Raw genomic sequence first — 18,719 nt, 5'->3', positions numbered from 1 at the left:
GGCGCCCGGCGGTGGTTCAGCAGTCCGCGGGGACCCCGGCTGTCCATCGACCTCCATGGTCGCCGTGCGGCAGCGCACGGGCAAGATAGGGGTTCGCCGTCGACTTGCCCTTCAGCCCGAGTGCCGCCGTGGCCGAGGCCAGGGTCATCGCGTACGTGTCCACGGCGCGCCGGACGTTGGGGGCGTCCAGGCTGTCACCGGTCACCAGACGGTCGAGGTCGACGTAGGCCGAGCGGACCACCTCGATCCACCGGTAGACCTGCCAGTCGTCGCGCCAGCCCTTGGTGCAGTCCTCCGGCAGACGGGCGGCCCAACGGGCGAACAGGCGCTCGCGGATCTCAGGCCGTGTCGGGGTGAGGTGCATATGGCGGACCAGGTCGTACAGCGGGTCGCCGACCATCGCCATCTCCCAGTCGATGAGGGTCAGGCCGCCCTGTTCCCTGCGGACGAGGTTCCACGGGTTGAGGTCACCGTGCAGGAGCACCGGCCGACGGGGGGTCAGGATATGGCGGTCGAGGATCTCCCCCAGCCGGAAGCTGCTGGGCAGTCCCAGCTCCCGCGCCAAGTCACGTGTCCCGGTGGGAAGTTCATTCACCATGCGGACCAGCTCGTCCTGGAGCTCCCGGTGGAAGTCGAGTCCCCTGCCGGGACCCACTTTCTCGCAGTCCACTCTGGTCAGCGCGCACAGCTGGTCCACGAGATCGTCCGCCTCATGGGGCCGGAGGCCATCCGCGGGGTGATCAGGCGGGCTCCCGTCCGCGGGCCCTTCATAGGAGTGGATCGTGAACGGTTCCTGCAGGCCGCTGGTGCCCAGGGCCAGCACCCGGGGCGCCCGTACGGAAACGCCGGACCGCTCGATCGCCCGCAGCACCGCGTGCTCGTTGAGAAACCGGCGTTCCCGGGGGTTCACCGACCCCACCTTCCGGCGAACCATGACCGGGAAGTCGACTCCCTGCACCCGAACCGCCGTACTGAGGTGAGCCGTTCCCTTGAACACACGGTCCGCGGAAGCGGCGCCCTCCTCGAACAGCGCCCTGCTCACCGCCGACAAGGTGAACTCCGGATGCACAGGAACCCTGTAGTCGCGCTGCCAGACGATCTGCGACACGGACCTGCGCTGATTGCGCCGGCCTCCGTGTGACTCGTTCCACCGGTAGAGAATGCGCTCGATCTCGTTCTCGTCAGGCACGCTCTTGAGCTGCAACGGTTCCTCTGCCGCGATCAGCGCACGGAACACCGCCTGGGTCGCGGCATCAAGATCCCGCTGGCCGAAGGAGTCGCCGAGCGCGGTGGCGGCGCGCATCACATCCGGGTAGACGGACTGGGCACGCTCAAAGGCGACGTAGTGCTTCAGATCCCGGTCGAGTCCGTTGACGGCCTTGCTGCGGCGCTCGCCCATGACCTCGCGCCAGGCCGCGATCACCTCGGGCCACTGGTAGTCGGGGTACTGCATCCGCACCAGGTGCGTCGCGAGGTCGTGCAGCGGATCGCCGTAGGTGGCGAGTTCCCAGTCGACGCAGATCAGAGGCGGGTCACCGTGATACGAGACGATCACGTTGTCCCGGTGCAGATCGGTGTGGAGCAGGCTGAAGGGGCGGCTGATGAGCCTGGGCACCCGCTCCGCGAACCGCACCATCGCGTTCTCGGGGATGCCCAGCATCGCGAACAGCCCGCCGAACTCCGCCCAGTTGCGCTGCCTGATCTGTTCTTCGGCCGCGAACGCCAACGCACGCAGGAAAGCACTGCTGTCCCGGCTGGAGCGAGGCCAGGACATCGGTACGGGGGGCAGATCCTTCCTGCGCACCTCGGTCATGTCCGCGAGGAGGTGGGCGAGGGCGTGGATCAGATCGGGGTCCACCGGCTTGCCGCCGGGGCAGATACTGGACAGCGGCACACCCTCGACATAACTGAGGATGGTCATGTCCCGGCGCTTGACCAGGCATTGCGGGACATGCGGCAGCACGGCACGGATCGTGTTGAGGATCTCCGCCTCGTCCTGCCACGTCCTGATGACCACGGGCAGCGCCGACGGAATCCGCAGCCGCACGGTGACCGGCTGCCCGCTGTCGCCGCCCACCAGACGGGACTGGGCCTCGGTGAGCGGCCGCACCATGTAGTTCAGGTTGTGGTGCCCACGGCCGAACGACCCGAAGGCCCGGGCGTAGCGCACGAAGTCTGCGTACGCGCCGTCCACCCTTTCCAGAGCGGGCAAACCGGGCCTTGGTGGACCGCCCACGGGTCACTCCTGAATAACTGTGTGTCGCCGCTGATGTTCATGCGCCGCGAGAGAAGTGAGCACACCTTAGTGCCCGCCCACAGGTACGGCTGCGAGGACTCCGGCATTCGATACCGACTTGAGAGGGATACCACCCGTGAGCCTCACGCCGTTCGAAGTCCGCTGGATTCCGAGCGGGTTTCAGACCGGATCGGCGAGGAGTTCCCAGCAGGAGTCGAACCAGTCCTGCATGCTCCCCATGAACACGGAACCCGGGGCGTCCGGGTCGCCCTCGTCGTTGACGAAGCGGGTCAGCGCCGAGCCCAGGCCGAGGACGTCCAGGGCGGCGACCTCGGTGCCGTCGTCCAGCAGGATGGGGCGCTCGATCACTTTGTACGGGCCGAACAGGGCCTCGACCCCCGGACGCAGATACAGCTTGAACGTCGGGGTCAGCCGGACGTGCCGAATCTCCACGCTCGCATGGGGCACCAGACCTTCCGCCTGAAGGTCGCGCAGTGCGGTACGCAACGAGGTCGTGTGCCGGCGGGTGATGCCCCGCAGCCGCTCCTGCAACCGATTGGGCTGGTCGGGGTCCTGCCGCGGCCCCTCCTCACCGTTCGGCTGCTGCGCGCGGGGATACGGGTGATCGAACGACTCCGAGGGCAACAGCATGCGCAGCGTCACGCGTTGGGGCGCGATCTCGCCGAGGCGGATCCGCTCCGCCTGCAGCCGGATGTGGGCGTCCAGGGACTCGGACGTAAGAGTGAAGACGTCCAATTGGACGGTCGGCTGAGCGAAGGCTCGCGCGATGAAGGTGCCCAGGGCCGCCCGCACCCGAGGTGCCTCCGGCTCCGAGGCCCGCAGGTGAATGGGGCTCTTCACCACCCGCGATCCGCTGCCCTGACGGGACTTGATCCAGCCCTCGCTGTTCATCTCGCGCATGACGCGCTGCACGGTGTCGCGCGACACCCCCAACTCATCGGCGAGTTCACGTTGCGGTGGCAGTTGAGTGCCCTCCGCGTACGTGCCGTCGGCGATACGGGTGCGCAGCACATCCAGGACACGCTCGAACTCCGTGCCGCTGCCGCCACCGCCTCCGTCGCCGCGCTCTTCGCTCACATCGCGACCGTACCGCGCTCTGCCTTCGGGCAAACGCTTCCAGTCACATTGGTGGCTGGATCTGCCGGTCGGCACATCCATAAGCGGCCTGGAAGTTAAGGGATCTAGCAGGTAGGGCAGACCAACTTCAAGGCAATCAGTCCAATTGGACGGGTAGTTGATCGAATCACTGAAGTGGACAGGTGGGGGACATGGTTTTCTTTCAACTCTTAGGTGCGGCTGTCGAATTCTCAGCAACGCAATTGGTGCAGACGAGGCTCGGACTCGTGGGCCTGGTCCTGCTGACCCTGCTGCTGGTGGGCATCCGGGCGGGCCACCCTCGCCTGGTCGGCTGGACGGCCTTCGCGCTCCTGCTGCTGATCCTTCAGCTTCAGGCCTGACCCCGCAACACCCGCAACACCGGCTCCAACGACCCCACCACATCCTCGGCGCCCGCGTCCCGCAGCCACTTCTCCTTGTCGGCGTTACGCGCGTAGCCGAGGAACGGAACGCCGGCGCGCCGGGCCGCGGCCAGGTCCGAGGGGGCGTCGCCGATCATGAGGGCGGTGGAGGGGGCGGCGCCCAGGGCGTTCAGGGCGCGGTTGAGGCAGTGGGGGTGGGGCTTGAGGTGTTCCAGTTCCTGGGTGCGGCCGTAGATGTTGGGGGCGAAGCAGTCGGTGAGGCCGCGGGTCTCGAGGTAACGGGCAGCGGTGCCCGCCGAGTTGTTGGTGGCGATGGCCAGCCGGGCTCCGACGGCGCTCCAGGTCCGTATCAGCGGGTCCGCGTACGCGGTGGGCCAGGCGGAGGGCACCGCCTTCAGCTCCTGCTGGGTGAGCCGCTCCTCCAGCTCGGTCACCAGATCGCTGTGCGGATGGCGCCGGTTGACCGCGTACAGGACGGCCATCGGGTCCGGGTGGACGCGCTCCTCCTCGGTCAGCAGTCCGCGCAGTCCCTGCCGCCCGAGCCACTCCACCAGATCCTTCGCCACGTCCTCCGCCGAGTGCCCCGCGAACAACCGGCAGATCGGTCCGTCGAAGTCGAAGAGCACGAAGCGAGCGCGTTCGATCACTTTCCGCAGGTTCTCTGTCTCCGCTGCCACTTGTTCGGAAGCCACCTGTTCGGTCTGCGCCGTATCAGAAGTCACTAGGAGAGTGTCAGGTCAGTGGTGATGGTTTCCCAGAGGGCGTTGAACCACTTCTGAGATTCCTCCACAAACGCGGCGTCCCGCTGGCCGGCCCGCTTCTCGAAGGAGAACAGCAAGGACTTGCCGCCGAGCGCGTCGTACATCTCCAGCGTCCCGTCGCCCACCTCCTCCTCGCGCTTGGTGACCATGTAGTACGCGAAGAGGGCCTCCGCCTCGTTGAGCAGGTACAGCTTCATGGGCGGGGTGAACGGCAGCGCGCGGAACGTCACGCGGACGTCGATGCCGTGCGAGCGGCGCAGCGCCTGGAGGTTGTGGCGCAGGACGTGCCCCTGGGCGTTGCGCTGGTCGAGCCAGCGTTTGTGGACCGGGTCGCCCGCGCCGGTGGTGTCCACCGGTGCCGGGAAGGCGAGGTCGATCTCGCGGCTGGGCAGCAGGATGCGTACGTCGATCGAGTCGGGGCGGATCCGGCCCTCGTGGATCAGGCGGACCGGCTCGCCGAGGGCCAGCATCAGTGTCTCGGCGGTGAGGCAGGCGGCATCGACGCGGACGTCCGGGGACGCGAACGCCTCGGCCAGCCGGGGCGCCAGCGCGACCATCGTCGGCTGCGGTTCCCCCCGCGTCGGCGCCACCTCGGCGATGCGCGGCGGGCTTCCCTTGCTCACGTTGCTCAGCAGCCCGTCGTCCTGGAGGGCGCGCAGCGCCTGGCGGACGGTGCCGCGTTCCACGCCGAACTCGTCGGCCAGTTCGGCCTGGGTGGGCAGGCGGTCCCCCGCCCTGAGGTCCCCGGTCCGGATCCGGTCCCGCAGGACGTCGGCGATCTCCTGCGGCGAGAGCCTTCTGCTGCCGTTCACTGCAACGTTCTCCTGGGTCACGACCAAACGCTACAACTTCCATCCATCTATGGGGAGTTGCTTGAAAGTTGTTTATGACTGGTAGCCAAGTGGGGACAACTTAATCAGAGTTGGTTACCAACTTAGCCAAGTTGGCGGAAGTTTTGCCTCCGGAGGTACCACGCCACCCATGTAACAGAAGAAGCAGGAGGAACCACCATGCCCGTCATCGCCCTCCTCTCCGCCGTCTTCGTCGTCGGCTTCGAGCAGATCGTCCAATGGCAGTACGGGCCCTCGGGCATCGTCGGACTGCTGCTGCTCAGCATCGGCATCAAGGCCAAGAGCCCCGCGTGCAGCTCCATCGGGGCGGTCGTCCTCGCCCTGACGGTCACCGGCCCGACCCTGTGACCTGCACGGATCCACACGCCGCCGCACAACGACACGGTCGCACAACCGCCCGCACGCGCACGAACGGCCCGGGAGGCCTCAGCTCGTCAGGACAAGGTCCGAGCTGATGGTCTCCCACAGTGCGTTGAACCACAGATGGGACTGCTCGACGAACGTGGTGTCCCGCAGCCCGGTCCCCTGCGCGAAGGGGAACAGCATCGACTGCGTGCCCTCCGCGTCGTACATCTCCAGATACTCGTGGTCGATCTCCTCGCCCCGCCGCGTGAGCGTGTAGTACGCGAAGAGCGCCTCGGCCTCGCCCAGCAGGTACAACTTCACCGGCGGCGTGAACGGCAGCGCGCGGAACGTCACCCGTACGTCGACGCCGTGCGTGGAGCGCAGTGCCAGCAGGTTGTGCTGCAGGACCTGCCCCTGGGCGTTGCGCTGGGCCAGCCAGCGGCGCTGCAGCCGGTCGTCGTCGGTGTCGTCCACCCTCGCCGGGAAGGCGAGGTCGATGTCCCGGCTGGGCAGCAGCACCCGGACGTCGATCCTGGCCGGTTTTATTCGCCCCGAGTGGATCTGGCGCAACGGCTCACCCATCGCGAGCGTGAGCGAGACACACGTCAGGCACAGGGCGTCGATCTCCACATGAGGCTTCGCGAAGGCTGCGGTGATCCGCGGGCCGAGCGCCACCGTGGTGGGCTGCGGCGGGGCTTCCGGCCCGGTCAGGGCCCTTCCCCAGCTCTGCGCGACGGTCGCCGGGCTGCCCTTGGAGACGTTCACGAGCAGATGCTCCGACTGCAGGATGCGCAGCGCCTGGCGCACCGCGCCGCGCTCGACACCGAACTCGTCGGCCAGCTTGGCCTGCGTGGGCATGCGCTCGCCCGGCCGCAGCTGCCCGGACCTGATACGGCTGCGCAGCTCGTCGGCCACCTCGTGGTGCGACCGCGGCGGCCGTGGTGACCTGTTCCGCCCGTTGACGGCGGCATGTTCCGGCTCCACAACCAAACACTACAACTTCCCGCCATCTTTGGGGACTTGATGGATAGGTGGTTATGAGTCGTCCCAACGCGGAGATAAGTAAGAGTAAGTTGGTCGCCAACTTCAGCAACATGGTCAAACTTCAAAGGGGTTGGCCACCGTAGACAACTTTGTCGACCAGGTGAGCCAAGCCCCCAGCGGGGGCCCGCCTCCCCGTCCCGAAGGAGGGACCGCATGCCGCTCATCGCCATCGCCGTCGCAGCCCTCGCCATTGGGTTCGAGCAGCTCATCCAGTGGAAGTACGGGCCGATGGGCATCATCGCGTTCGTCGCGCTGTCCATCGGACTCAAGGCCAAGAACACCGTGATCAGCGGCATCGGGGCTGTGATCCTCGTGATGCTGCTCGCCCAGTCCGGCTGACCGGGCACCGCCTGGCAGTCCGGCTGGCCGGGCTCCCCTCCGGAGGGGAGCCGGGAGCTCGGCCAGTCCGCACCACCGCACAACAACTTCATCGCTACGGATACGGCACCACCCACCCGCACGGAGGGAGCACCGCTCAGGAGAGTTCAGGAGATCAGAAGATGTCCGGGCACCAAGGCCGCCTGGACGTGCGCAGCAGGGCGTCGGCAACGGAGGCGGCGCCCGCTCGTTCTTCCCGCACCCGGCCGAGCGCCGCAAGCCGCACCGCCGACTCGTCGCCCAGCCACAGCGCCGCCAACTCGCCGACATCGAGGCTGAGTTCGGCGGCGTCCTGCGTGTTCGGCACACACCGGGCACCGTCCGGCCCCGCCGCGTCGAGCCGGTACCGCCCGGCGGACAGCCCGTCCCGGTCGGTCACCTCCAGGACGAGACTCCCCGACCCCTCGTACGTACGCGCTTCCATCGCCCGTACGACGTCCAGGATCCGCACCCACAGCCAGTCCGCCTGCGAGGTGATCCGGGCGGCGCGCGGATCGGGCAGGAGGTGCGGCAGCAGATCGTCGGGTGCGCGCCGGCCCGACTTGAGGCGGACGATCCAGTCGATCGAGCACAGGTACTGCCACAGGGCCCGCTCGGCAGCAGGGGTCACCGCGATGAGCCCCTTCACGGTCGCCGTGTTCAACGGCTGCTTGGCGTCGCCCCAGTTGTCGTCGCACGTGTACGCGACCAGGCCGTCCACCTCGCCGCCCGCCGAGCGGTACACCGCGTAGAAGGGCTCCGCCCACGGGGCGCGGTCCAGCCTCAGCGCACCCGTGCTGACCTGCCACCAGCGCTCGTCCCGGCTGACCACGCCCGGCTGCGCGCTCCGCAGCCGCTCGTGCAGTTCGGGGCCGACCTTGCGGACGTCCGCGGCGTCCACGAGGTCGACACGGCCGCCGTCCGCGGGGCCCGACCAACGGGGATCCAGGCCCGTACGCGGTACGTCGACGGTCCACTCCGTGGCGTGTGTGACGGGGCCGAAGCCGAAGCGGCCGTAGATCGGGTACTCGGCGGCGATCAGCGTCGCGACGACGTCGCCGCGTGCCTTCGCCGCGGCCAGGTCCTGGCCCATCATGCGGCTGAGGAGGCCACGGCGGCGGTGCGTGGCGGTGACCGTGACGTTCGAGATGGCGTCCGCGGGGACGGGGCGGCCACCGACCGCGGTGAGCTCCTGCGGGAACGAACGGAAGGTCGCCACGCAGCGGGTGCCGTCGAAGGCGCCGAGGGTCCGTGACGGCAGGATGTACGAACTCCGGTCCTCGACCTCCCGGTCCGACACCGTGGGGGGCCTCAGGAACCCGGTGTTCAGCGCTCTGATCCAGTCCGGGATCTCGGCCTCGGTGATCGGGCGTACGTCGATGTCCTTGACGTCCTCGCGGCGGCTCATGGGACCACGCTAGGCGTACGGGGCCGGGGGCGTCGCGGGGTTTTCCCCGCCTCAGAACGCCGCCCTGATCTCCCCCACCTCAAGCGCCCCGCCCATCAACGGCGCCCGTCCGATGCGCGTCACCACCGGTGCCTGCACGCCCAGCAGGGCGAGGCCGCGGGCCAGTACGGGGCCCAGGGCCCGTCCCGCGCCGTCGTCGATCTTGAAGGCGAGGGCGCGGCCGTCGGGGAGGGCGACGGCCTGGACGGCCTCCGCGCCCATCTTGGACAGGGCGCCCGGCACCTCGTGCATGAGCCAGGTGTCGGGGCGCCGGGTGCCCGCGACGTACTCGGGGTGGGTGCGCATCGCGTCGGCGACGCGGCGCTCGGCGGAGCCGTCCTCGGCCAGGACGAAGGAGCGGAAGGCGCGGGCCAGGCCCGTCAGGGTGATCGCCATCAGCGGGGCGCCGCAGCCGTCCGTACCGACCGCCGCGACCTGCTCCCCCGACGCCTCCTCGACCACGGTGCGGATCAGCTGCTGGAGCGGGTGCCCGGGGTCGAGGTAGGAGTCCAGCGGCCATCCCCGCTGCGCGCACACCGCGAGCATCGCCGTGTGCTTGCCGGAGCAGTTCATGGTCACCCGGTCGCGGACACCGCCCGCGGCGAGGTACGTCTCGGTCTCCACCGGGTCCAGCGGCAGGTCGGGCGGGCACTGGAGCTGCGCGGCCGTCAGCCCGTGCTCGGTCAGCATCTTCTGGACGAGGTCGCGGTGGAAGGTCTCACCGGAGTGGCTGGCGGCGGCGAGGGCCAGCCGCTCCCCGCTCAGCTCCAGCCCGGCCCGCAGGATGCCCGCCGCCTGCATGGGCTTGTTGGAGGAGCGCGGGAACACCGGTGCGCTCACGTCCCCGAGCGCCAGCTCGACCGATCCGTCGGCGGCCAGCAGCACCAGGCTGCCCCGGTGACGGCCCTCGACGAAGCCGGACCGTACGACCTCGGCAAGAACGGGTGCCGCGGCGGGCACGGGGGATATGACGGGGTCAGCGAGGGCGGCGGACATCGGCGGTGGCCTTCCGGGACGAGGCGGTGCGGGAACGCGGGCGGGTGACGACCACCCCCACTCCCGACTTCGCCGAGCGGCGGGGGACCCCCGTCCGCGGCGACTGACCGAAACCGCCATCCGGAAGGCGCCCCGGTCGGGGCCCCGGATCACGCCGGCCGTCGGGCACCCGGGATCACCGGGGGCCACCACGTCACATGAGGAGGTCGTCCACTTGTGCTTCCCCTTCACGGTACCTGCGCGCGATCTCCGCGCTGCAATCGTCGGCCGTGCGCTGCAGCACCTGCCGCCTGCGGGACACCTGCTGCTCGTAGCGGACCAGTCGCCCCATCCCGGCGCCGAGCTCGTCGTCCGTACGCGCCTCCAGGTCCGACAGCTCGACCTCGCCGAGCATGTCCGCGGCCAGCCGCCGGTACTCCTCGCCGTACGGAGTGCCCACCGTCACATGGCGGGCCGACGAGCGGTGCCGGGCCGGCGCGTCCGTGAGGATCTCCGAAAGCCGCTCCATGACCCCGGCAGGCGCCGCCAGGCCGCCGCGGCGCGCCAGCTCGGCCCGCAGGATGTCGATGCGCCCCTGGAGGAGCCGTCGCACGTAGCTGAGGTCGGCCTCGTCGCGCTGGGCGTCGCGGCGCAGCGTGCGCAGCTCGGCCAGCCGCAGCACGGCGAGGTCGTGGAGAGGCGGCTGCGGCGCGAGCAGCGTGCTGTCGGTGCGCTGCGCCGGCGGCCGGATCACGACGCCGCCCGGCCGCCCGCCGGTGCCCGCGGCGCCCCCGTTCCGCTCCCGTGGAGTCGCCCGGGTCAGTGACACGGTCCCGGGCGGCTGCTGCCCGTACCTCGGTGTGCTCATGTGCCTCTACCGTCCCCTCGACCGGCGCGGTCCACCCCGCGGATGCACCGCAACACCCCGCATCGTGCCACCCCAAGTGGTCGCTATGTGACCGAGTGCCCCCGATCGGCCCCAGATGGGGGGTTCGAGACCCCGGAAATCACGCGAAGGGCCCGCACGGCGGGTGGACCGGACGGGCACGGCATGATGGTCGTCATGCGTGCGGTGGTGCAGAGAGTGGACGGCGCGAGCGTCGTCGTCGAAGGCGAGACGGTCGGCGAGATCGACGGCGAGGGCCTGTGCGTCCTCGTCGGGGTGACGCACGAGGACACCAAGGAGAAGGCGGCCCAACTGGCCCGCAAGCTCTGGTCGATCCGCATGCTGAGCGACGAGAGGTCGTGCAGCGACATCGACGCCCCGCTGCTGGTCATCAGCCAGTTCACCCTCTACGGTGACGCCCGCAAGGGCCGCCGCCCCACGTGGAACGCGGCGGCTCCCGGCGATGTCGCCGAGCCCCTCGTCGACGAGGTGGTCGCCCAACTCCGCTCACTGGGCGCGACGGTGGCGACGGGCCGGTTCGGCGCGCAGATGCGCGTCTCGCTGACGAACGACGGCCCGTTCACGGTCCTGCTGGAGATGTGAGCCCCGAGCCACTGAGCCGCTGAGCCGCTGAGCCCTAGGGCTCGACCACCGTCTCCTGCGCGGCGGCCGTCGTGTCGGCCAGCAGCGGCGCGTCCACGGGCACGTTCCGCTTGACCAGGGCCAGCGCGATCGGGCCGAGTTCGTGGTGGCGTACGGACGTGGTGATGAAGCCGATCTTCCGGCCGTCGGGTCCCTCGTCCGCGCGGCGCAGTTCCGTGCCGTGCGGCGGGAGATGGACCTCGCTGCCGTCCAGGTGGAGGAAGACGAGGCGACGCGGCGGCTTGCCGAGGTTCTGCACGCGGGCGACGGTCTCCTGCCCGCGGTAGCAGCCCTTCTGGAGGTGAACGGCCGTGCCGATCCAGCCCAGTTCGTGCGGGATGGTGCGGTGGTCGGTCTCGAAGCCGAGGCGCGGCTGGTGGTTCTCGACGCGCAGCGCCTCGTGGGCGAGGAGCCCGGCCGCGGGACCGGCCTTCTGCGCGTACGACTCCAGGTCCGCGCGGGGCAGGAACAGATCACGCCCGTACGCCGTCTCGCGTACGACGGCGCCGTCCGGGACATCGGCGATCGAACCGGCCGGCAGGTGCACCACCGCGAACTCGTCGGTCCGGTCGGCGACTTCGACGCGGTAGAAGAACTTCATCGACTCCAGGTAGGCGATCAGCGCGTCCTGGGTGCCGGGTTCGGTGTGCATCCACACCGTGGCGCCGTCGTCGACGAGGTACAGGGCGTGCTCGATGTGGCCGTGCGCGGAGAGGATCAGCGCCTCGGTGGCGCGGCCCGCCGGGAGATCGGTGACGTGCTGGGTGAGCAGCAGGTGCAGCCAGCTCAGCCGGTCGTCGCCGGTGACGGTGAGGACCCCGCGATGCGAGAGGTCCACGAATCCGGTTCCGTCGGCGAGGGCACGCTGTTCGCGGAACAGGTCGCCGTAGTGGGCGGCGACGCCTTCGTCCACGCCCTCGGCGGGGACGGCGCCGGGCAGGGACAGCAGGGGGCTCTTCATGTGCCTAAGCCTACGACTCGGTAGTTGAATTCTTCAGCGAGCTCTTGCGCGTGCAGTCCTTGCACCGCCCGAAGATCGCGAAGTGCTTCATGTCGGTGTCGAAGCCGAACGACTCGCGCAGCCGTGCCCGGAAGTCGTCGGCGACCTCGACGTCGGCCTCGATGACGTTGGTGCAGTCCCGGCACACCAGGTGGATGTGGTGGTGCCGGTCGGCCAGGTGGTACGTCGGCGCCCCGTGCCCGAGGTGGGCATGGCTGACCAGGCCGAGCTCCTCCAGGAGCTCCAGCGTCCGGTAGACCGTCGAGATGTTCACGCCCGACGCCGTCTTGCGCACTTCGACCAGGATGTCGTCCGGGGTCGCGTGCTCCAGCGTGTCCACGGCTTCGAGCACAAGCTGCCGCTGCGGAGTCAGCCGGTAACCGCGCTGCCGCAGATCACTCTTCCAGTCGGTGCTCACCACGCCGCCCAGTCTAGGACCCCAGGATCTGTCGCACGCGCGTGACGACGTTCTCCAGGTCGAAAGGCTTGGGGAGGAGGACGACCGGGACGTCGTGGCCGTCCTCGCGCAGGATGCGGACCACCTGGCGGCTGTCGAGGTCCGGGAGCCGCATGTCCAGGACGACGACGTCCGGGGCCCGGCTGTAGACGGTGTTCAGCGCGGCGACCCCGCCGGCGACGGTGATGACCTCGAAGCCGGCCAGGCCGAAGGTCTGTGCGAGCAGCTCGCGGACGGCGGGCTCGTCGTCGACGACGAGGACGCTGGCGGCGGAAACGCGTGTGGGACCGGTCACTCCAGCAGAGTTACCGGCCCCACATCAAAGGAGCGTGAACGTTCGCTTGATACGGCTTGAGAGATGCCGTACGCGAACGGCGGGCGTCCGGGGTGCGCGTCCTACTTGAAGAACGCGATCCCGTCGTCCGGCATGTCGTCGGGCAGGTCCTTGGCCCAGCGCTCGACATCCTCCGGGGTGACGACCTTCTTCAGGTGCGCCGACATGTAGGGGCGCAGCTCGACCTCGGGGGTCTGCTTCTCGCCGACCCACATGAGGTCGCTCTTCACGTACCCGTAAAGCCGCTTGCCACCGGTGTACGGGCCCGAGGCCGCCGTGCGTGCGACGGCGTCCGTGACCAGGTCGATCTGCGGCTTCTTGTCCGCCAGGTCGCCGTACCAGATCTCCACGACACCGTCGTCGCGGGTCATGACGACCTCGACCTTGCGGTTGTCGTCGATGCGCCAGAAGCCGGACTCGGTCTCCAGCGGGCTGACCTTGTTCCCCTCGGCGTCGAGCACCCAGGTACGCGAGTGGTACTCCAGGAAGTCCCGGCCGTCGTGGCTGAAGGTGACCTCCTGACCGAAGTTGCACTTCTCGGAACCCGGGAAGTCGTGCACGCCGGCACCGGCCCAGTCGCCGAGCAGGAAGGCCAGGGGGACCAGGCCCTTGTGGAGGTCGGACGGGATCTCGATCATGAGGTCGGCAGTTCCTTGATGGGGGTCAGCGCTGGCCCTGGTACAGCTTCTTCACGGTCAGACCGGCGAAGGCGAGAACGCCGACGCAGACCAGGACCAGCAGGGTTTCGAAGAAGATCTCCACGGGTGCTCCTCGGATGAGCGGGTGCGCGTATGTACACAGGACCGAGCCCCAATCCTAGTCGCCCGGGGCCCGGCCCTCTCCATGAGGTACGCCATGCAGGCTCAGCTCAGCAGCTGGCTCTGCAGCACCACCGTCTGCTGGAACGGCACGGCCTGCGCGGTGCCCTTGCGGGACTGCACGATCAGGGCGAGGGTGTCGCCGGCCGTGAGATACGCCTGCCGCTCGTTCGTGGCTCCGTACGGCTTCGCCTCGGCGTACACGTAGTGCTGCACGTCCTCGATCGTCGCCTTCTCCGGGAAGCCCTCGTCGGTGTGCACCTCGGCGGCGCCCCGCACCATGTACCGCGGACTGTCGAAGCCGAACACGTCCTCCTGGATGCTGTCCACGACGGCCGCCGTATTGAACTGGAGCAGATAGATCCGCGTGTGCGTGCCGTCCCCGGTGGTCCAGCCGCGCGCCGCGACGTGCCGCAGGCCGTTGTCGGTCAGCAACCCGCCGAGTTCCTCGCGGTCGTCCGACACCGGGTACTCCGCCAGGAAGTCCTTCGTCCGCAGCCAGCCGTCCTCGCCGCGCAGCGCCTTGTCGGCCTTGGCGCCCTTGGGCGCGGGCAGGACGAGTTTCCGCAGGTCCGCGTAGTGGGCACCCGCCACGTTCTCGTCGGCGAAGGGACCGGGGCTGCCGGCGGGCAGCGGCGGCTTGCTGATCGTCGGGTAGTCCCAGCGCCCGTCCGACTCGGTCGCCAGACCGGGTACGTCCGTCCGCTCCATCCGCGTGATGCCATACGCGGCCGACGTACCGACTGCCCCGAAGACCACGACGGCGGCGGTCCACCGCAGGACGGCACGCAGGACCCGGCGGTCCTTCCTGACCTTGACGGGAGCCACGTCCGCGAGCTGCGCGTCGGGAGCCACCACCACTGTCTGCGGGTGCTGCTCGGCCTGTTCCATCTGCTCGGTCATACCGCCTCCCCGGGTTCTGCGATGCGGTCGAGCTGTTCGCGCAGCAGCGTCGCGACGAGAGTGGTGTCCATCGACTTGACCGCATGCGCGGTGAGGCTGACCAGCACGTCGCCCTGGTAGGCGGAGCAGACCATCGTGTCGAGCTTCTCGCCCGCGATCTTGGGCGGCAGGAAGCAGTGGGCGTTCTTGTAGCCCTTGATCTCCGGGCCCTTGCGGAAGATCTTGAGGGCGCTGAGAAACTCGTTCTGGAACTTCACGCTGTCCCGTATGGCTGCCTTGTTCTCCATCTGGGAGAGCACGATGCTCACAGTGGGGGGATCGATGTTTATCGAGTCGTAGTAGCTGCGCATCGCCATGCCCTTGATGCGCTCCTTGTCGATCTCCTTCTCCAGCTGCCGCCGCGTGGAGCGGGGCAGGTCGCGCAGCGACTCCTTGCGCAGGGCGGTGGCCTGACGTCCGCTCAACTCGGCGTCGGAGCCGAACTCGGCGATGTCCGGGCCCCGGTTCCAGCCGTCGGGACCGAACGGCACGAGCATGCCTGCCAGTCCGGAGCCCTCCTTCACCTTCACGACGCCGTGCTCGGCCGCGGGGAGGCGCCAACGCGGCGCGCCCGCGTCACGGTCGGCATCCTGGACGGTCACGACGGTGTAGCCGACGCCGCCGATGACGGCTCCCAGCAGGAGGACGGCACCGGCGACGGCGGCGACACTGCCGGGCCGCAGGCGCTTCTTCTTCGGTGCCTGCTCGGGATCCTGTACAGGGGCCTGCACCGGCGGTTCCTGAACAGGGGCCTGCACCGGCGGTTCCTGAACAGGGGTTTCCTGTACGGGCTCCACGGGTGTCGTCGGTTCCATGGGCGCGGTCGGGTTCTCGTTCACAGCCGCCCCATCTGCCGCTCGGCCAGGTCCATGATCGTCTTCTTGGGGATCGGCTTGCTGTCGTAGACCCAGATCTCCATGGCGATGTCGCCGCGGTAGGCGTGCGCTTCGGCCTCGTACAGCGGCAGATAGCCCGGCCTGGTGTCGGGGTCGGCGTGGACGTACGCCATGCCGTCCCCCGTGCCGGGGATGGACCAGCTGTCGGTGCCGCTGTCCTTCTCCGCCCAGAAGAGCGAGTTGTCGAACTCGTCGGAGGCGCCGATGCCCTCCTCCTGGCGGTACTGCACGAGACGGATCTCGACGCTGTACGTGCTCCCCCTCTGCCAGCCGGTGACGGCGGCCCGGCGGAACTCGTCCTGGACGAGGTTCTTGAAGCCGACGTCCGGCTTCTTGAACGACTCCGAGTAGTCGGCCACGTCCATCCAGCCGTCCTTGCCCGTGAGGTACTTGGACGCCTGCGTCCCCTTCGGCCGCTTGACCAGCAGCCTGCGCAGGTCGCCGTCGACCTTCACCTTGCGGTCCTGCGCGGCCGACAGCGGCTCGGGGCCGTCGCCCTTGGCCTGCTTGACCACGGGCTGCGAGAGGTACGGCAGCTCGGTGGGCTCGCGGTCGGCCTGGACGAGATAGCCGGCGCACGTGCCGGCGACGAGCCCCAGCACGGCGGCGGTGGCGATCAGCAGCGTCGTACGGCCGCGCCGGCGGACCCGCGGAGCACCTGCCGCGACTTCGGCCACCCCGGAGGCCTCCGACGCCTCGGGTCTTTCCGTGACTTCCGCGACTTCCTGTACTTCTGGCACTTCTGGCACTTCCAAGACGTCCCCCCACAGAACGTGAAGCGCGGATTCCGTATTCGCGCGCACAGGAGACTCACGGGTGACACACGGGGTTGCGCGCGCGTTGGTTACGATTCGGACTACCGTTCGGGGCATACGATTCGGGCATGGCGAAGAAGCTCGTGATCAAGGTGACGGCGGGGGCCGACGCCCCCGAGAGGTGCTCCCAGGCGTTCACGGTCGCGGCGGTCGCCGTGGCCAGCGGTGTCGACGTCTCCCTCTGGCTGACCGGCGAGTCCGCCTGGTTCGCGCTGCCGGGCCGCGCCGCCGAGTTCGAGCTGCCGCACGCGGCCCCGCTCCCCGACCTGATCGATTCGGTCCTGGCCGCCGGCCGCGTCACCCTGTGCACGCAGTGCGCGGCCCGCCGCGACATCACGGAGAAGGACGTCCTCGACGGCGTACGCATCGCGGGCGCGCAGGTGTTCGTCCAGGAGGCGATGGCGGACGAGACGCAGGCACTCGTCTACTGATCTCGTCCACTGGTACCGAGCCCCGGCCGGACGACGGCCCGGTCACCGGCTCAGACCTACTGGCGGCGCTTCTTCCCGTCCAGCTCGTCCCACCAGTCGTCGGACTTCGGGTCGCCGGACGGGTCGTCCCACCAGCGGTCCTCGGGGCCGCGCCGGTTGGCGACCATCGCGGCGAGCGGCGGAATCACCATCGCCACCACGCACATCCCGACGGCCGCCGGAATCGACCAGAGGCGCACGACTCCCCAGGCCAGGACGAAGAGCCCGATGCACGTCCCCATCATGGCGAAGTAAACGTGTCGCCTTCGCGCGTACATACGTCCAGCGTATGCCGGACGCAGCCGAAGGGCCGCACCCCGATCCGGTAAGCGTCCAACCCCCGGGGGTGCGGCCCTTCGGCCGTTCATGACGTACGGCCGTCACACCGTACGAACTGCCGTCAGACGGCGATGGCGACCTCCGCGAGGCCGCCCGTCTGGGCGACGACCGTACGGTCCGCGGTGCCGCCGGGGACCAGCGCCCGGACGGTCCAGGTTCCTTCGGCCGCGTAGAAGCGGAACTGACCCGTCGCGGAGGTGGGGACCTCCGCGGTGAACTCGCCGGTCGAGTCCAGGAGACGGACGTAGCCCGTCACGGGCTCGCCGTCGCGGGTCACCTGACCCTGGATCGTGGTCTCACCGGGCTTGATCGTCGAGGCGTCGGGGCCGCCGGCCTTCGCTCCACACATGTTCGTTTCCGTCCTTCAGGCCTTGACTACGAGGATTACTTGTTGGCGCCGAGCTCGATCGGGACGCCGACCAGGGAGCCGTACTCGGTCCAGGAGCCGTCGTAGTTCTTGACGTTCTCCACACCGAGCAGCTCGTGCAGCACGAACCAGGTGAGCGCGGAACGCTCACCGATACGGCAGTAGGCGATGGTGTCCTTGGCGAGGTCGACCTGCTCCTCGGCGTAGAGCTCCTTGAGCTCGTCGTCCGACTTGAAGGTGCCGTCGTCGTTGGCGTTCTTCGACCACGGGATGTTGCGGGCGGACGGGACGTGGCCCGGACGCTGCGACTGCTCCTGCGGAAGGTGCGCCGGGGCGAGCAGCTTGCCGCTGAACTCGTCGGGCGAACGGACGTCGACCAGGTTCTGCGAGCCGATCGCGGCGACGACGTCGTCACGGAAGGCGCGGATCGCGGTGTTCTGCGCCTTCGCCTTGTAGTCGGTGGCGGGGCGGGTGGGCACCTCGGCGACCAGGTCGCGGGAGTCCAGCTCCCACTTCTTGCGGCCGCCGTCGAGGAGCTTGACGTTCTCGTGGCCGTACAGCTTGAAGTACCAGTAGGCGTACGACGCGAACCAGTTGTTGTTGCCGCCGTAGAGGACGACGAGGGTGTCGTTGCCGATGCCCTTGGCCGAGAGGAGCTTCTCGAAGCCCTCCTGGTCGATGAAGTCACGGCGGACCGGGTCCTGGAGGTCCTTCGTCCAGTCGATCCGGATCGCGTTGGTGATGTGGTTCTTCTCGTAGGCGGACGTGTCCTCGTCGACCTCGACGATGGCCACGCTCGGGTCATCCAGGTGCTCCTGGACCCAGTCGGCGTCTACCAGGACGTCGCTGCGGCTCATGCTCGTTCTCCTCCGGGGCAGTTGCGGCGGGGTGGTGCGTCAGAGAGGGGTGCGCGCTCGGGCCTGGAAGCGGCGTACGCGGCGCACGAGGGCCCTGGCAAGAGGGCCGGGGAACGCGGAAGTCGGCGCTTCCGCTCAGAAGGAGCGACAGAGCATGGCGGCGACGCGGCACAGGTCTACTGCCCGCCGCTTCGTGAGATCCGCCTGTCGCTTCATGTCGTCGATCGTAGGGACGCACAGGCGGACATGTCACCGGCGTGTCGCATGGTGAGACGCGATCGTCCGCAATGTGAGACCAGTGAGGGGTCGACGCCGCTCCCGCAGGGGTTCCGGGCCCTTGTATCCGTCGTCACACCTGCCGGACGGACGGGGGCGTCTCGC

At 69.1% G+C, this 18,719-nt stretch carries 24 protein-coding genes; 5 read left to right on the top strand and 19 right to left on the bottom strand.

The features are described from left to right. Positions 1 to 16 precede the first annotated feature (16 nt). Together ACN6LB_RS00410 and ACN6LB_RS00405 are read right to left on the bottom strand one after the other, a co-directional pair. Positions 17 to 2,113, bottom strand: coding sequence for a phosphotransferase family protein (locus ACN6LB_RS00410; RefSeq protein WP_445024190.1), 2,097 nt, complete (start codon positions 2,111 to 2,113; stop codon positions 17 to 19). A 303-nt stretch (positions 2,114 to 2,416) separates the two neighbouring features. Then, entirely contained in the window at positions 2,417 to 3,334 is a 918-nt protein-coding gene (locus tag ACN6LB_RS00405; RefSeq protein ID WP_445024056.1) for a GntR family transcriptional regulator, read from the bottom strand. A 245-nt stretch (positions 3,335 to 3,579) separates the two neighbouring features. Between ACN6LB_RS00405 and ACN6LB_RS00400 the strand changes: the two genes are divergently transcribed. Continuing rightward, positions 3,580 to 3,714, top strand: coding sequence for a hypothetical protein (locus ACN6LB_RS00400; RefSeq protein ID WP_356139715.1), 135 nt, complete (start codon positions 3,580 to 3,582; stop codon positions 3,712 to 3,714). On the opposite strand, the gene ACN6LB_RS00395 is transcribed toward ACN6LB_RS00400, so the two are convergent. Both ACN6LB_RS00395 and ACN6LB_RS00390 read right to left on the bottom strand, forming a co-directional pair. Continuing rightward, positions 3,705 to 4,382 carry an HAD family hydrolase gene (locus tag ACN6LB_RS00395; RefSeq protein WP_445024055.1) on the bottom strand — a complete coding sequence of 226 codons (678 nt, stop codon included), beginning with the start codon at positions 4,380 to 4,382 and terminating at the stop codon, positions 3,705 to 3,707. The genes ACN6LB_RS00400 and ACN6LB_RS00395 overlap by 10 nt on opposite strands. 74 nt (positions 4,383 to 4,456) lie before the next feature. Then, positions 4,457 to 5,335 carry a winged helix-turn-helix domain-containing protein gene (locus ACN6LB_RS00390; protein ID WP_356139717.1) on the bottom strand — a complete coding sequence of 293 codons (879 nt, stop codon included), beginning with the start codon at positions 5,333 to 5,335 and terminating at the stop codon, positions 4,457 to 4,459. Positions 5,336 to 5,506: 171 nt separating this feature from the next. Here ACN6LB_RS00390 and ACN6LB_RS00385 point away from each other — a divergent pair, with 171 nt between their 5' ends. Continuing rightward, on the top strand, positions 5,507 to 5,695 hold the full coding sequence (locus tag ACN6LB_RS00385) for a hypothetical protein (RefSeq protein ID WP_356139718.1): 189 nt from the start codon (positions 5,507 to 5,509) through the stop codon (positions 5,693 to 5,695). Positions 5,696 to 5,773: 78 nt separating this feature from the next. Here the strand turns inward: ACN6LB_RS00385 and ACN6LB_RS00380 are convergent, their stop codons facing one another. Further along, positions 5,774 to 6,682 carry a GntR family transcriptional regulator gene (locus tag ACN6LB_RS00380; protein WP_356139719.1) on the bottom strand — a complete coding sequence of 303 codons (909 nt, stop codon included), beginning with the start codon at positions 6,680 to 6,682 and terminating at the stop codon, positions 5,774 to 5,776. Positions 6,683 to 6,889: 207 nt separating this feature from the next. Between ACN6LB_RS00380 and ACN6LB_RS00375 the strand changes: the two genes are divergently transcribed. Further along, on the top strand, positions 6,890 to 7,075 hold the full coding sequence (locus ACN6LB_RS00375; RefSeq protein ID WP_356139720.1) for a hypothetical protein: 186 nt from the start codon (positions 6,890 to 6,892) through the stop codon (positions 7,073 to 7,075). Between the two features lie 154 nt (positions 7,076 to 7,229). On the opposite strand, the gene ACN6LB_RS00370 is transcribed toward ACN6LB_RS00375, so the two are convergent. The 3 genes from ACN6LB_RS00370 to ACN6LB_RS00360 form a co-directional block, all read right to left on the bottom strand. Further along, positions 7,230 to 8,501, bottom strand: coding sequence for a GNAT family N-acetyltransferase (locus ACN6LB_RS00370; protein ID WP_445024054.1), 1,272 nt, complete (start codon positions 8,499 to 8,501; stop codon positions 7,230 to 7,232). A 51-nt stretch (positions 8,502 to 8,552) separates the two neighbouring features. Continuing rightward, positions 8,553 to 9,536: an asparaginase gene (locus tag ACN6LB_RS00365; RefSeq protein WP_445024053.1), complete on the bottom strand. Its 984-nt coding sequence runs from the start codon at positions 9,534 to 9,536 to the stop codon at positions 8,553 to 8,555. 193 nt (positions 9,537 to 9,729) lie between these two features. Further along, the gene (locus ACN6LB_RS00360; RefSeq protein WP_445024052.1) at positions 9,730 to 10,383 is read right to left on the bottom strand and encodes an RsiG family protein; all 654 of its coding nucleotides are present in this window, start codon (positions 10,381 to 10,383) and stop codon (positions 9,730 to 9,732) included. Between the two features lie 195 nt (positions 10,384 to 10,578). Between ACN6LB_RS00360 and dtd the strand changes: the two genes are divergently transcribed. Continuing rightward, entirely contained in the window at positions 10,579 to 11,004 is a 426-nt protein-coding gene (gene dtd, locus ACN6LB_RS00355) for a D-aminoacyl-tRNA deacylase (RefSeq protein WP_445024051.1), read from the top strand. 34 nt (positions 11,005 to 11,038) lie between these two features. Here dtd and ygfZ read toward each other — a convergent pair whose 3' ends face one another. The 7 genes from ygfZ to ACN6LB_RS00320 form a co-directional block, all read right to left on the bottom strand. Then, positions 11,039 to 12,004: a CAF17-like 4Fe-4S cluster assembly/insertion protein YgfZ gene (gene ygfZ / locus ACN6LB_RS00350; protein WP_445024050.1), complete on the bottom strand. Its 966-nt coding sequence runs from the start codon at positions 12,002 to 12,004 to the stop codon at positions 11,039 to 11,041. Positions 12,005 to 12,014: 10 nt separating this feature from the next. Next, a complete protein-coding gene (locus ACN6LB_RS00345; RefSeq protein WP_445024049.1) occupies positions 12,015 to 12,464 on the bottom strand; it encodes a Fur family transcriptional regulator in 450 nt (149 codons plus the stop codon). A 10-nt stretch (positions 12,465 to 12,474) separates the two neighbouring features. Further along, positions 12,475 to 12,795 carry a response regulator transcription factor gene (locus tag ACN6LB_RS00340; RefSeq protein ID WP_356139727.1) on the bottom strand — a complete coding sequence of 107 codons (321 nt, stop codon included), beginning with the start codon at positions 12,793 to 12,795 and terminating at the stop codon, positions 12,475 to 12,477. 101 nt (positions 12,796 to 12,896) lie between these two features. Next, positions 12,897 to 13,472 (bottom strand): FABP family protein, encoded by a 576-nt coding sequence (locus tag ACN6LB_RS00335; protein ID WP_445024048.1) that lies wholly within the window; start codon positions 13,470 to 13,472, stop codon positions 12,897 to 12,899. Positions 13,473 to 13,697: 225 nt separating this feature from the next. Beyond that, positions 13,698 to 14,555, bottom strand: a complete 858-nt coding sequence (locus ACN6LB_RS00330) for a hypothetical protein (protein WP_445024047.1) — start codon at positions 14,553 to 14,555, stop codon at positions 13,698 to 13,700. Further along, complete coding sequence (locus tag ACN6LB_RS00325) at positions 14,552 to 15,325, bottom strand: hypothetical protein (RefSeq protein WP_445024046.1); 774 nt, start codon at positions 15,323 to 15,325, stop codon at positions 14,552 to 14,554. The genes ACN6LB_RS00330 and ACN6LB_RS00325 overlap by 4 nt, the downstream gene beginning before the upstream one ends. Before the next feature lie 104 nt (positions 15,326 to 15,429). Next, entirely contained in the window at positions 15,430 to 16,167 is a 738-nt protein-coding gene (locus ACN6LB_RS00320; protein ID WP_445024045.1) for a hypothetical protein, read from the bottom strand. 206 nt (positions 16,168 to 16,373) lie between these two features. Here ACN6LB_RS00320 and ACN6LB_RS00315 point away from each other — a divergent pair, with 206 nt between their 5' ends. Further along, complete coding sequence (locus tag ACN6LB_RS00315; RefSeq protein WP_445024044.1) at positions 16,374 to 16,736, top strand: DsrE family protein; 363 nt, start codon at positions 16,374 to 16,376, stop codon at positions 16,734 to 16,736. A gap of 56 nt (positions 16,737 to 16,792) precedes the next feature. On the opposite strand, the gene ACN6LB_RS00310 is transcribed toward ACN6LB_RS00315, so the two are convergent. From ACN6LB_RS00310 to ACN6LB_RS00295, 4 genes are all read right to left on the bottom strand, one after another. Next, the gene (locus ACN6LB_RS00310; RefSeq protein WP_445024043.1) at positions 16,793 to 17,053 is read right to left on the bottom strand and encodes a DUF3099 domain-containing protein; all 261 of its coding nucleotides are present in this window, start codon (positions 17,051 to 17,053) and stop codon (positions 16,793 to 16,795) included. A 122-nt stretch (positions 17,054 to 17,175) separates the two neighbouring features. Then, a complete protein-coding gene (locus ACN6LB_RS00305) occupies positions 17,176 to 17,463 on the bottom strand; it encodes a DUF1416 domain-containing protein (protein ID WP_054232391.1) in 288 nt (95 codons plus the stop codon). A gap of 35 nt (positions 17,464 to 17,498) precedes the next feature. Further along, complete coding sequence (locus ACN6LB_RS00300; RefSeq protein WP_356142529.1) at positions 17,499 to 18,338, bottom strand: sulfurtransferase; 840 nt, start codon at positions 18,336 to 18,338, stop codon at positions 17,499 to 17,501. A 135-nt stretch (positions 18,339 to 18,473) separates the two neighbouring features. Further along, on the bottom strand, positions 18,474 to 18,554 hold the full coding sequence (locus tag ACN6LB_RS00295; protein WP_351515640.1) for a putative leader peptide: 81 nt from the start codon (positions 18,552 to 18,554) through the stop codon (positions 18,474 to 18,476). Positions 18,555 to 18,719 lie beyond the last annotated feature (165 nt).

This window comes from Streptomyces sp. SAS_270 (assembly GCF_052543295.1).
This window is presented reverse-complemented; position numbering and strand designations above follow the sequence as displayed.